This is a genomic window from Hyphomonas sp., from assembly GCF_016125515.1.
Taxonomy (GTDB): Bacteria; Pseudomonadota; Alphaproteobacteria; order Caulobacterales; family Hyphomonadaceae; genus Hyphomonas.
In genome coordinates this window covers 112,817-126,332 of the sequence record NZ_WGLO01000019.1, presented here as the reverse complement: position 1 = coordinate 126,332, position 13,516 = coordinate 112,817, and the positions used below count along the sequence as shown (strand labels likewise).

At 63.4% G+C, this 13,516-nt stretch carries 8 protein-coding genes; 4 read left to right on the top strand and 4 right to left on the bottom strand.

Annotated elements, in window-relative coordinates:
• Nucleotides 1–89: 89 nt before the first annotated feature.
• Nucleotides 90–1,244, bottom strand: a complete 1,155-nt coding sequence (locus tag GC148_RS14215; RefSeq protein WP_291071729.1) for a hypothetical protein — start codon at nt 1,242–1,244, stop codon at nt 90–92.
• The gene (locus tag GC148_RS14210) at nt 1,241–2,668 is read right to left on the bottom strand and encodes a hypothetical protein (protein WP_291071727.1); all 1,428 of its coding nucleotides are present in this window, start codon (nt 2,666–2,668) and stop codon (nt 1,241–1,243) included. The genes GC148_RS14215 and GC148_RS14210 overlap by 4 nt, the downstream gene beginning before the upstream one ends.
• A 95-nt stretch (nt 2,669–2,763) precedes the next feature.
• Between GC148_RS14210 and GC148_RS14205 the strand changes: the two genes are divergently transcribed.
• Genes GC148_RS14205 through GC148_RS14195 form a run of 3 tightly spaced genes read left to right on the top strand, consistent with a single transcriptional unit; the run spans nt 2,764 to nt 6,192 of the window.
• Nucleotides 2,764–3,582 carry an RNA methyltransferase gene (locus tag GC148_RS14205; RefSeq protein ID WP_291071725.1) on the top strand — a complete coding sequence of 273 codons (819 nt, stop codon included), beginning with the start codon at nt 2,764–2,766 and terminating at the stop codon, nt 3,580–3,582.
• Nucleotides 3,582–4,472 carry a class I SAM-dependent methyltransferase gene (locus GC148_RS14200; RefSeq protein ID WP_291071723.1) on the top strand — a complete coding sequence of 297 codons (891 nt, stop codon included), beginning with the start codon at nt 3,582–3,584 and terminating at the stop codon, nt 4,470–4,472. Before GC148_RS14205 ends, GC148_RS14200 begins: the two co-directional genes overlap by 1 nt.
• A gap of 19 nt (nt 4,473–4,491) precedes the next feature.
• The gene (locus GC148_RS14195; protein WP_291071721.1) at nt 4,492–6,192 is read left to right on the top strand and encodes a putative 2OG-Fe(II) oxygenase; all 1,701 of its coding nucleotides are present in this window, start codon (nt 4,492–4,494) and stop codon (nt 6,190–6,192) included.
• Between the two features lie 53 nt (nt 6,193–6,245).
• Here GC148_RS14195 and GC148_RS14190 read toward each other — a convergent pair whose 3' ends face one another.
• A complete protein-coding gene (locus GC148_RS14190) occupies nt 6,246–8,306 on the bottom strand; it encodes a prolyl oligopeptidase family serine peptidase (protein WP_291071719.1) in 2,061 nt (686 codons plus the stop codon).
• A gap of 125 nt (nt 8,307–8,431) precedes the next feature.
• On the opposite strand from GC148_RS14190, the gene GC148_RS14185 reads away from it, so the two are divergent.
• The gene (locus GC148_RS14185) at nt 8,432–10,069 is read left to right on the top strand and encodes a sulfotransferase (RefSeq protein ID WP_291071717.1); all 1,638 of its coding nucleotides are present in this window, start codon (nt 8,432–8,434) and stop codon (nt 10,067–10,069) included.
• 165 nt (nt 10,070–10,234) lie between these two features.
• Here the strand turns inward: GC148_RS14185 and GC148_RS14180 are convergent, their stop codons facing one another.
• Nucleotides 10,235–13,342, bottom strand: a complete 3,108-nt coding sequence (locus tag GC148_RS14180) for a TonB-dependent receptor (RefSeq protein ID WP_291071715.1) — start codon at nt 13,340–13,342, stop codon at nt 10,235–10,237.
• Nucleotides 13,343–13,516: the final 174 nt, after the last annotated feature.

Below are 13,516 nucleotides of genomic sequence, written 5' to 3'. Positions count from 1 at the left end.
ACTGCCTGCAACCCGATTTGCAAACAGTCTGGTCACTGCTCGCCAGTCTAGGAACGACGCGGTGAACCCGTTCTGAACACCAGTCGTACTCAGGCGTCGGCAGCTTCGTCGACCAGAACCGCCGCCTGCTCGACCCAGCCTTCGCGCGTGATCCGGCCGGCGAAACTCAGATACTCATCGACCCAGGCAATGTTCTGAGGCGTCCATTCCGCGATCTGGTCAAAGTGCCAGATGCCAAGCGAATTGAGCACATCCTGGATTTTCGGACCTATGCCGCCGATCAGTGTCAAGTCGTCGGGCTTGCCGTCGACCGGCCGCTCCATCGCCAATGGACGCTCGCGGGCAATCTCCGGCGCCGCCTCGGCTTCAGCCATCTGGTCGGCGGCTTCGAGCTGCTCGAAGATTTTTTCGGAGGCGCGCCGCGCAGGTTCCGGTTCAGCATCCTCTTCGAACCCGGCCTCGGCCGAGTCCTCTGACTCGTCGGCGCTTTCGCTCTTCTCGCCATCACCCTCGAAATAGGCAAGACGCCCCTCAAGGAAGCGGACGCGCCAGCGCAGCCGGGCAATCTCTTCTTCTACCGGCGCAGCCGTCTCGGCTGCCGGCGCCGCAACAGGTTCAGCCGGCGCCTCTGCCGCCACCGTCGGCGCGGGCGCCGCAGCAAGTTCCGCTTCCAGCCCGGCCACGCGGGTGCGAAGGTAACTGATCTCAAAATCCTTCTTTGCGGTCTCTTCTGAGGCTTCGGCCGGAGCCGCCGCAGGCGCGGCGGGTGCAGCCGGCGGCGGCGCTGCTGCGGCTTTGGCGAGTTCCGATTCCAGGTGAACGACGCGGCTTTCCAGATGCCGGTTGCGCCAGACAAGGGTCTCCTCCACCTGCCCCGCTGCCGACGTCGCTGTCGCAGCGGCCGGAGCTGCAACAGCAGCCGGTGCCGGCGCTGCTTTCAGCGCATCGATCTCGGCGGATTTGCGCGCGAGTTCGGCTGTCAGCGATTCAACCTTGCGCGCCAGGATCGGATCCGCCGCCGGTGCGGCCGCAACCTCGCCATTGCCGCGCTTGCGTTGGTCGGCGAACAGGCGCTCGATCTCGTCCTTGGCATGGCCGAGTTCGACGCGCACCATATCGCGCTCCACAAGAGCCTGACGCATCTTGCCGGACAGCATCATGCCGCGCACGGACCAGCCGAGAATCAACGCAGCTGAGCCGGTCGCGGCCACCACAATCCACATATGCGCCAACAGCCAGGTCATTGTCCGCTTCGCTCCCGTATCGTGAAGTCAATCTGCGGGTCTGTGACCCGGCCACGTTCTGTGTCCATACCCTCGCCGCCCGCAGCGGGGCCATAGCCGATTGCAGCAACCCTTGGTCGCTGAACCCCTGCCCGCTCGAGAAAATCGGCAATCACTCCGGCGCGCGCCTCGTCCAGCGCTGAGCCATTAGGGGTCAGCGTGATAGCCATCACCGCATCACAGTCGCGCGCCGCTTGCGCCAGCGCGTCGAGGGTCTCGGCACGATCACGCTGGAATACGGCGCGGTCTGGCGCAAACGCAGCTGCAGCCTCTGCGAGCCTTTGGCCCAGCTCACCTTTGCAGTCCGGCAACATCGCCGAGGAAGATTCGCCTAACGACGCCGCCGCAACCGGCGCTTCAGCCGGGGGCACATCCAGCGCGAATTTCCAGCCGGCCTCTACGCGCATCATGTCCCCATTGAGGAACTCCAGCGTGCTGGCCGCCGCATCGCCTTCGACCGCGAAGCTCGCTGCGGCCGCATCATAGGTCATCTGGCCAGCCCGGAAGTTTGCAAACTCTGGCAGGCCCGCCTTTGCGCCGGAGATCCAGCCGGCCTCCGACATCGCCTCAACCGTCATCTCGTCGACCACGTCACCTTTGAAAGACCGGCGCGCGAGTGTGACAAGCGACCTTCGCTCCGCTTCGCTGGCCACCTTGCCAGAAAGCACCAACTTATCGTCAACGCGGGTGGCCGACCACAGCGCCGCGCCCTCGATCAGCGCCAGTCCCGAGAAGGGCGCCGCCACGGCGCGGGCAGATTTGGCGAGGCGCCCACGCAGCGCATCGTCGGCCAATGTGCCGCGCAGTGTATAAGTGGTGTCATCCAGCGCCGCGCTGCCGGTATCCAAGGCGGTCACCTGCTCGATAGCGAACCGCGCCATCCCCTGCCAGTTGCCCCCCGGCGCGCCCGCCGCCAACCTCATCTGGTCAACCACCGGACCGCTGGCCATCGCATCGGCTTCCTGAACCAGAGCGGCGCGCGCCGCGCGGGACGGGACATAACCGGACAACACCAATCCGCCATCCGACGTTTTCTCGACCGACCAGACATAGGGATAGACAGGCGCGGCGGCTTCGACCTGGTTGGCAACCTGAGCAACGCCGCCGAAGAACAAGCCGCCCCGCCCACTGCTGCGCAGGACGATGCGCGCCGCCTCTTCGACCGCATCTTCGGAGGGCGCATCCCCGGTCAGGATCGCGGTCTGGCCGTCCATCTTCACGACGGCCCAGTCGATCCCCGCCTGTTGCAGCGACAGCGCGGCCTTCGTCTGGAGGGCGGCCTCCAGCGCCGCGGCACTTTGGGGGGATTGGTTCACACCCCACCACGCGATAAAGGGCAGGGCCAATAGCGAAACGAGACCCGTCAGGTAGTCAAGCAGGCGCACGACGTCGCTGACCTCCTGTAATCATTGTCCCTTCTCCTTGGGATGCCCTATCCCTTAACGAACTGCAAGATACCAGGCCACAGGCTGCCCGCCCCATGAAACGCCCGCCCGAACTGCTGACCAGCCCGTCAAACCCACTCATCAAGGCGCTCAAGGGCCTTGAGCGGAAGAAAGAACGGGTTGAATCCGGCCTTTTTCTGGCAGAAGGCGCACGGATTGTGGGTGAAGGCCTGGCCCGGGGCTGGACGGCCGAGACGGTTGTGGTTGCGGCAGACATGGCCGACCGCCCCCAGATTGCCGCCCTTGTCCGCACGGCGGCCGCCTCCGGAGCGCGGGTCGTGCTGGCGCCGGAACGCCTGATGACCAAGATCACCCAGAAGGACAATGCGCAAAGCGTCGTCGCGGCATTCCGCCAGCGCCACATTGCGCCCGATGCCCTGCCAGCCCGCCAGTCGGCTGCGCCCCTCTATGTAGCGCTTTATGAAGTGCGCGATCCCGGCAATCTCGGAACCATCCTGCGCACGGCAGACTGCGCCGGCGCGAGCGGCGTCATCCTGCTGGGCACCTGCTGCGACCCCTACAGTTTCGAAGCCGTGCGTGCTTCCATGGGGTCAATCTTCGACATGCCTTTCGCGGAAGCGAGCTTCGATACGTTCAACACCTGGCGGCGCGCCAAGGGCCTCAGCCTTACGGCGGCGAGCGTCAACGGCACGATCCGTCACGATGCCGCCCCCTTCACCGCTCCATCGGTAATCATCATGGGCAACGAACAGGCGGGCCTTCCGGCGGACGTCGAGGCGGCCTGCGACCACCTCTCCCTGATCCCCATGCGCGGCGGGGCCGACAGCCTGAACCTCGCCCAGGCAACGGCCATCATGATCTACGAAGCCTGGCGCCAGCGGGGATATGCCTGATGAAGACCGAAACCCGCCTGCTCGTCGCCGATGACTGGGAAGATTATGCCCTGCTCGATTCCGGTCATCTGCAGAAACTCGAGCGCTTCGGAAGCCAGACCGTCATCCGCCCCGATCCGCAGGCCTTCTGGAACCCGGCCAGGCCGGTGCAGAGCTGGAAAGCCGACGCGCGCTTTGCCGCCAAGGGACCGGACGAGGACGGCGCGGGCCAGTGGGAAATCCTGTCACCGCGCGCAACCGAAAGCTGGCCAATGCGCTGGAACGGCCTCACCTTCACCGCGCGGCGCACCGCTTTCCGTCACATGGGCGTTTTCCAGGAACACTCCGTACACTGGCGATTTGCGCAGGAGCGGATCCGCGCCGAAAACCGCCCTGTGAAAGTGCTGAACCTTTTCGGATATACCGGCATGATGTCGCTCGCCTGCGCCGCCGCCGGCGCCGAGGTGGTCCACCTTGATGCCAGTCCGAAGTCCAACGGCTACGGGAAGGAGAACCAGTCGCTCTCGGGCCTGGACGACCGCACGATCCGATGGATCGCAGACGACGCCATGAAGTTTGTCTCGCGCGAGCAACGCCGGGGCAACAGGTATGACGCCATCGTGCTCGACCCGCCCAAGTTCGGCCGCGGCACCAACAACGAGACCTGGCGCTTCGAAGAGGACCTGCCGGGACTGCTCGACGGGGTGCAATCGCTGCTGACCGAAAGCCCCCTCTTCGTCATCGCGACGGCCTATGCCGTGCGCCTGTCCTACCTCGCCCTCGCCCAGACCCTGGCCGACCGCATGGCGGCTTATGGCGGGATCCTAGAACAGGGCGAGATGGCCCTGCCGCAAACCGGATCCGACCGTCTGTTGCCCACCGCGCTCTACGCCCGCTGGCGTGCGGACTGAAACAGGCTAGTTTCAACTGATGAACGCCGCTGCGCACAGTCCTCTCGAACGCCAGGCCCTTGCCCGCCTAAAGGCCGGCGACGCTGCAGGCGCGGAATCCGACCTGCTCGCCGCACTAGAGGTTGCCACTGCGCCCGCAGCACGCAGCCGAATCTGGGAAGCCATCGCCGAAGCGCGTTATACCCAAGGCTTCGCGATGGAGAGCGCCGTTGCGCTCGGCCGGGCAGGCAGCAGTACAAACCCGCGCCTCGCGTTGCGCCGCGCCCTGATGCTGATCGGGGCTGGCAAATTTCCTTTAGCGCTTTCTGAGTTGGAGCGCCTGCCAGCCTCCGCCCGGAAAGGTTTCGACTTCTGGTCTCTCAAGGCAGACGCTCTGCGTCACACCGGACGATGGAGCGAAGCCGCGGACGCTGCCGCAATAGCGATCGCGGCCAATCCTGCAAGTCGAAACATGGCCCTGATCCGCGCCGCCGGATTGGGTCATGGTGACCAGTGGACCGAAGCTGCCCCTGTGTTCCGCAAATATGCCGACTTCCCGCCCGCCGTAGAGATGCATGCCGGCGCGCTCGTCGGATCCGGGCACATTGAGGAAGCGCGTATGCTGTTAACTTCCGCACTCGGACGGTTTCCTGCTGACGCCTCACTGCATCGCGCGCTCGCCATGATCGCATGGATGGCCGGTGAAAGGCAGACCTTCGCGGACGGCCTGATCGCCGCCGCAAATGCACGCCCTGATGACCTCAATCTCGGCATGGCCGCCGCAGACCTGCTGCGCCGCGCCGACCGGCTGGACGAGGCACTCACCCGCCTTGAAGCGCTGCGCCGGAAGTTTCCACTGCCGCAGATTGCCAGCGCCAGCGCGATCGTGCTCTCGGCCATCGGCCGGCATGCCGAAGCCGCTCACCTTGCCAAAGTGTCCGCCGCACAGCTTCCGCGTACGGACTGGGTACGCCGCAATGCCGGCAGCGTCCTCTTGTCTGCAGGTGCGCCGGCCGAAGCCCTTGCACACGCACAATGGGGCTTGTCACTCGATCCGCTCGATCAGGAATGGATCGCTGTCGAAGCCGTGGCGCGCCGCGCGTTGGGCGACGCCTCTTATCGAACGACCTACGACTATGACCGCTTCGTGCAGCCATTCGACCTCTCGCCGCCAGAAGGGTTCGAAACCACCGAAGCCTTCATCGAAGCACTCGCCAGCCGGCTTCGCGAACTTCACAGTTTCAGCAACCACCCGCTTGACCAGTCCTTGCGCGGCGGCTCGCAGCTGCAACTGAATCCGGACGTGCCGCAGGACCCGCTGATCAAAAAGCTGTTCGCCGCGATGCGCGAGCCGATCGGCAAATATCTCGAACGCCTGGGGCACGATCCTTCCCACCCGTTCCTGTCCAGGAACAAGGGTCGCTGGCGCATGCAGGGGTGCTGGTCCGTACGCCTCGTAAAGGGCGGCAGCCATGTAAACCATATCCACCCCGAAGGCTGGATCTCGACAGCATTCTATGTCGTCGTGCCCTCTTCCGTCCGTCCTGAGAGCAATTCACAGGAAGGCTGGATCACGTTCGGCGCGCCTTACTACCCGGTCGAAGGCATCACACCCGAACGGTCCGTCTGCCCGAAACCGGGCCGCCTGGTTCTGTTCCCTTCGTACATGTGGCACGGCGTCAATGCGTTTACGGAAGACGCCGAGCGCATCAGCGTAGCCTTCGACCTTGTCCCCGAATGAAGATGCCCGCCGAAGAAAAGACCGACGGGCTCTCCAATTGATCCGCCTCCGAATTACGGCGACGCCGGTGGCACCCAACCGGGTCCGATGTGCTGGTCGAAGAAGGCCTTGCCTTTGGTCAAGACGATCTTCCAATCATCTCCCTGGTCGGGACGGAGATAATGGTCCATGTCTTCGATCTCGACATATTCGTAAGGCTTCTTGGCCTTCTTCAGAGCCGCGACCATGTCGCGCGATTGTTCGACGGGCACGGTATAGTCGAGCTCGCCATGAACGATCAGGATCGGCATGCCCACCTGGTCGGCGTGGCGCTTGGCCGAGTACTTGTCGAGTTTGGCAGCATCAGCGTTCGGATCACCAATTGCTTCAGCCCAATACTTGTAGCTGGTGCTTTGTTTGCCACCTTGTTCCTCGCGGACCCAGGCTTGCATGTCACGGAGATCTGACACCCCGGCGCCGGCCAGCGAGCATTTGTAGAGATCCGTGTCACGATAGCTCGCCGTGAAAGCGACGTACCCGCCGTGCGACCATCCGGCGATGCAGATGCGGTTCGCGTCTGCCACGCCGCTCGAGATCAGCGCGCGCGTGCCATCGTTGATGTCTTCCTGGATGAGTTGGCCCCACTGGCCGTGGCCCGCTTCCACCCAGCCGCGGCCAGAGCCAGCGCCTCCGCGGAAGTGCGGTTGGAACACGGCGTATCCCTGCGATGCCCAGTAGCCCGCAAGCGGATCGAACCCCCACGCATCGCGGGCTTCCGGGCCGCCATGCGGCAGGACGATCGTCGGCATATTGCGCGTGTCCTTCGAGGCGCCCGGCGGCAGCCAGAGATAGCCCCACATGTCGGTCCCGTCCTTCGCTTGATAGTCGAAGATCGTGGCGGAGGGCATCAAGGTAAGATCGATTCCCGACCGTGCGGTCTGGAAGAGCTCCAGGGAACGCGTTTTCGTGTCGTAAATATAGTAGGTACCCGGATCAGCCGGTCCATCGGAGTTTACTAACAGTGACGCGTCGAGGCTGCCGCCAGGAGAAAGGTACAGATTCACATCCGGCCCCACGGCTTCCTCAAGCGCCAACCAGTGCGAAGCGAACTTTTCATCGCTCGGCACGCAATTTACCTTGAAACCAAGATAGCAGGCGCCGATCGGGTCAGCTGACGTCGGCGCGCGAAGCACACCGCTGACGTCCCAGCTATCATTGGTGTAGAGTTCTTCCTCGAACTCGCCGGTATCCGTGTTGTAAACGTACAGGCCTACCGTATCCCGAGCATCCGTCCGCGCACGCACGATCACCGTGGCGGGCCTGGGACCGCGCCCCAGACCTTCAAAGTTGGCACCCGAGTTTGCGTTGTCAGCGCCAAGATAACGGGCAATCTCGATCCACTTTCCCTTTGCGTCGCGACGGGACCACGCTCTACCCCGACCACCAGCCACGGAATCGACCCGCATCACGGGCTTTAGGGTGCTGTCGACCAGCCATCCGAGCGTGCTGCTCCTGCCCGTTTCGACCAGCGTGTACTTGCCTGTGCGTACGTCCACCTTGCGCAGCTGCGTACCGCCGGAAGACGGCGTCCGCATGAGGATGTGGTCCTTATCGTCCGGCAGGATGTTGTCGATGCCGGCGCTCAGGTAGCGCGGGAAACCCTGTTCGAGCGCAGGGTCGTAGAGGGAAACGAGATCAGAACCGTCGAGGTTAGAAGCATAGACCCGGGAGACGAACCGGAAGCCTTCATCGCTGTCTTCATCCTTGACCCGCGTCAGAGTGGACCTTCCTTGCACGATTTCGAATTTCTGTTGCAGCACGAAGACCAGCCGGTCCGCGCCTTTGAACTGCACCGACGTGAGTTCCAGGTTCTGGTCCGCGCGCGCGCGCTGAATGGGCCGCGTGGTCTTGGTCGTACGATCGTGGACGATCAGCATGTCGCCATCATTGTCATGAAGGATGGCCGCGACGTATCTGCCGTCCTCGGACAAGGTCGCCGCTCGGAATGTGTCATATCCGACGAACATGTCGACGCTCGCGCGCGCCGGTTCTGCAGCAGCTGGCACGGCGGCAATCGCGCCTGAGACGACAAAGGATAGCGTGGCTAAGGCCGCGCCAAGCTGTTTAACGCGCATGAGGACAACTCCCGCTCTGATCAATTTGTATTCAACGCCCTGCAGAAGATAATTCGGTGGCGCGCTGCACTCGTCAAGGAGTTTTGGTAGTGACCTGCTCAGCCTGAGCCGCTAACACACAGCGCATGAACCAGCCCCCCGGAACCCGCTCTGCGCCGCCCTCGCCTTCCCAGGTGGCCACCTTCGTCAATGAGGCACAGCAACGCCTGCGCCGCGGCGATTTTCCGGGTGCCGCGGACTTCGCCCAGATGGTGCTCAGCGCCGATCCGCGCCGGGCCGAGGCCTGGGTCGTCCTCTGCGCCGCCTTGATGCGGATGGGCAGCCTCGACGACGACCGTGCCCTCGCCGATGCCCTGAAGGCCCTGCCATCTTCCGACCCGGCGCACACGCTGTTGGCCGTCGAACGCTGCCGGGTCCTCGCCAATCGCGGGCGATACAACGAAGCCGTAGATCTCGCCGGGCGGACCTTGCAGCGCGCTGCGCTCGCCCCGCGCCAGCACGACGTGCTCGCGAACACGTTCACCGCCTGCGGCCTCTATGAGCGCGCCCTGCATCACGCCGATATTGCGGTTGCGGCAATGCCGCGCGACCCAGCGACGACGTACAACCATGCGCTGGCGCTGCGTCATCTTGGCCGCATCGATGAAGCCGTCGATGCTTTCGAATCCCTGCTGCGCATGTTCCCGGACCATGCGCTCGGCTATTTCTCCCTCAGCGCCTGCCGCCGCTGGGACGAGGGGTCGAACCATATCGAGGCGATTCAGGCCGCGCTGCGGGCAACGCGCATCGAAGACGTCGACCGCGCCCGCCTGCACTATGCCCTGTTCAAGGAAGCCCATGATGTCGGCGACCGGCCGCTGGCCTGGTCGGCGCTCAAGGCCGGCGCGGACCTGGTGCAGCGCACCTCACCTTTCCCGCACGAGGAACGCACCGCCTACACCCGGTCCATCATCCGTCGGTTCAGTGGTGGGCTCGATGCAAAGCCTGTCGATACCGACGGGCCGATCCCGATTTTCATCGTCGGCCTGCCGCGCTCAGGCACGACCCTGGTCGAGCGGATTTTCTCGGCGCATCCGGACGTAACGGACATGGGCGAGACGCACGGCCTCGCCCTCGCCATCCGCGACGCCCTCGGTCTTGCGCGCTACGGCGAGCTCGATCCTGCCTCGGTCGAGAAGATGCAGGACGCAAACTGGCCGGAGGTCGCGCGTCTCTATCTCGAGAGCCTCGCTTACCGCACCCCGAAGACTCGGTTCTTCACCGAGAAGCTGCCGCACAACTATCACCTCGTCGGCGCGATCCGGCGCGCATTCCCGGAAGCCCGGATTGTCCACCTGCGCCGCGCGCCCATGGATTCGCTGTTCGGCGCTTACAAGGTCCTGTTCGGCGAAGGATCCTATATCTGGTCGTACCGGTTCGAGGATCTTTCGGCCGCTTATGGGATGTATCGTCAGCTGACGGACCACTGGCGCCAAGTGCTCGGCGGAAACCTTGTCGAGATCACGCTCGAAAAGCTGATCGCAGATTCCGATGCGGAAATCCGTCGCCTGCTCGACGCCATCGGCCTGCCCTTCCATGAGGCGTGCTTGTCTCCCCATACGGCGACCGGTGGCGTATCAACGGCCTCGACCACTCAGATACGCCAGCCGATCAACAGTCAGGGCGTCGGCGCCTGGCGCGCCTACCGCGAACAGATGGAGCCGTTGCGCCAGATGCTCGAGGATGCCGGCTTCGTCGACGCTGCCGGCGATCCGATCTGGTAGCGGCGAGCCGCCGCAGACCTTCCGTTCCCTGAATTTCCCTTGCGGCTAGCACCGGCGGGACCGGCACTGCGCGGCTGCGAGTAGCGGCCCTCTATCTTCGCGGCACCACAGAAAAAGGGCGGCAGGTTTCCCTGCCGCCCCTGATCGTTAATTCATCGTCTCGATTTAGAACTTCAAGCGAGCCTGGACCGAGAACATCCGGCCGACAACCCACGGTGCGTAGATCGCAGCGTCGGTGTTCGCTTGGTCGAATGTACCAGCTTCGGTGACCGGCGGGAACTCGTCGGTCAGGTTCGAAATCGTACCCACCAGGCGGAACCGGTCCGTCACATCCCACGACACCGAAGCATCGTAGTTCGACAGTTTCGGAGCTTCCGGCGAACCGAAGAAGCCCGTCTGATCGAGAGCCGGAACGTAGTTGTGACGGAGCTGGAACATCCAATCGTCGAGGCGGTAATCAACCGTCGTCGTCGACTTGAAGTCCGGCGTTGCGCCGCCGATACCAGCACCCGTCTGACCCGAAATATCGGTGCCATTGACGAGATACTCGTCCGTGATGGTCATCACGACGTTCGCGCCGAACGTGCCAGGCACATTTGCGAGAACTTCGTCGAGGTCCATCTCGTAATCCAGCTGAATATCCCAGCCTTTGACCTGACGCTCACCAAGCGAGTTCGTCAGCGACGTGTTCACCGAAGTGATCTGACCCGTTGCCGGATCGCGAACGACCTGTTGGCAGTCGAAAGCAGATTGCGCGTTGCCAGCGAGGCCACCGTAGCAGGAGTTCAAAATGGTTTGAGCTCCGCGCGAGATGATGGCATCCTGCAGGGTGATGTCGAAATAGTCGAACGTCGAGCGGAAGGTACCAACCGGCAGGAAGTCCGGTTCGAACACGAAGCCGGCGGTGATGGTTTCACCGGTTTCCGGCGACAGGTTCGGGTTACCGAACGCAAAGGCCTGGACCTGAGCGTTGGTCGCCGCGAAGGTCGGTGCGACAGCTACAGGCACGAAACCTGCACCAATGTTGCCGTTCGTCGTACAGAAGGCGAGCAGGGCTGCTGCCCCCGGAGCCTGGGTGGCCTGGTTACGGCAAGGATCCGTGTAGGCCGGGAAGCCCTGGTCACCAGCCTGGAAGGATTCCAGAGCCGACGGAGCGCGGACGGCCTTGTTGTAGACTGCGCGGAAGCGGAGCCAGTCAACCGGGGCGTAGCGAGCGCCGTATTTGTACGATTCCACCGAACCGATCGTCGAGTAGTCCGACGTACGGTAGCCGGCGTCGATCGAGAGTTCTTTCGCGAACGGCATGTCAGCCAGGATCGGGATCGAGATCTCACCGTAGGCTTCGTAGACGTCGAGGCCACCGTTGATGTCCTGTACGGCGTTGAAGCCGGCGATTTCACCGCGGCGCTGGGCGTCGTCGACCCGGAGCTTCACTTCGTCTTGACGGTATTCAAGACCCGCCACGACGGCGAGACCGCCAGCCGGAAGCTTGAACAGGTCGCCGCGGACGAAGCCGCCGAGCAGCACCTGCTCGATCTGCTGAGACGTCTGCACGTTGGTGCGGATGAAGCTGGCAGCAGCAGTGCTCGGCGTCAACGACGGCGGTCCGAAGATGTCAACATTCACGCAATCCGGCAGGCGAGCCGACACCGGCACGTTTGCGCAGCCTGCAACGCCCTGGAGCAGAGCAACGCGGTTGACGTTGTTCTCGAGAGCGGCATTGAACTGGCCTTGGCCCCAACCGGCCGAAGCGTTCCACTCCCAACCTGCACCGAGCTCGCCGTCGAAGCTGACGCGCGCCAGCAAGTTCGAGTTGATGAACTCGCCTTTACGAGGACCGACGCCATTCGAGCGCCAGGCGTAGGTAAAGTTCGCGCCCGGTGTCGGACGCGAGTTAAGAGCCACCGACAGATCCGGGTGCGGATCGTCTGCAGTCCCGACGATGTTGTCAGCGCCAGCGATCGCCGGAGAGCTGACCGGGATCGAAAGACCCGTGATCGGCGTGGCAGCGAGCTGCACTTGCGTGATCGAGCGCACATAAGACAGCATGGTCTTCATGCGGATGGTGTCGGTCACATCGTAGTTGCCGAACGTCTGGATGCCGAAGCGCTCTGCCGGCAGGTAGATGTAGTTGTCCGGCGCGTAGTTATAGCGCGACGAACCGATCGAACGATCGGGGATCGTGCAAGCGCCGCCGCTAAAGAACGGGCTCAGAGCGCCATTGTCCGTGAACGACAAGCCGCCAGAGGTAACGGGGGTCGGAGCCGTTGCCGGGTTACAGTCCCGGTCAGCAGCCGCGAACTGACCAGCGGTCAGCGGGTTCGCTTGCAGGGCTGCATAGTTGAACGGGTTCGAAGCGCTGGCCGAGATCGAGCCCCATGGCGGGGTACCCGAACCACCCGGGAAGGTGAAGATGCCCTGAGTATTCGCGTTGGCGGTAAGCGCAGCGCGAGCAGCAAGGTATTCTTCCAGCGTGTCGACCGGGAACGAACCGGTATAGGAGCTGTTCGAGAAGTTGTAGCCGTACACGACAGCCTGCGCCAGGCGCGAGTAGTCGTAGGCGCTTTGGAACACGCCATCACGGTTGAAGTACGACGCGTAGGCAACCATGTTGCCTTTGCCATTGTCGAAGTTGCCGCCGAACAGGAAGTCAGCCGACTCGTACTGGGCGTTGCCATCGAATGCACCGCCGCCGCCGAGGGTCAGCTGGGCGCCTTCGAAGTCGTCTTTCAGGATGAAGTTGACGACGCCGGCGATGGCGTCCGAACCGTAAACGGCCGATGCACCGCCGGTCACAACTTCGATGCGGTCGATCAGGCCGGCCGGAATGGAGTTCAGGTCAACCACGCCGGTGGTCGACGAACCCGGAACGCGCTCACCATCGACGAGCACCAGGGTGCGCGACGGGCCGAGGCCGCGAAGGTCGATGGTTGCGAAGTCTTCGCCGCCAGCGTTGTTCGAGGTGACCGTGTTGCCCGGGATGACCTGCGGCAGCTCGTTGAGCAGCGTGTCGACAGTCAGGGTCGCGTTCAGTTCGATCGCTTCCGACGTGACGGAGGTAACAGGGCTGATGGCTTGGAAGTCAGAGAGCGCAAGGCGCGAACCCGTGACCGTAACTTTTTCCTGACGGGCTTCCGTCTCGTCTGCTGCCGGCGCAGTCGTTGCTACCGGTTCATCTTCTTGTGCAATCGCCGGCAGTGCAGCAGACGCGATCAACGCACCCGCAAACACCGAAGACGTAAGAAGACGTGTCTTCCAGTTCTTCTCGCTCACCTGAAACCTCCAATGTGAAAATAAAGAGTTCCCGCCCCTCGCGGGCAATCCGACTCCCCGGAGCCAGACCTTGCGTTTTAGTAACGATACCGGTCAGGGGGGCGTCAATGCTCAGAAACGGGAAAATGTGGCGAATTGGTGCAAGTGTGACACAAAGGCATCAGTTATAATTTC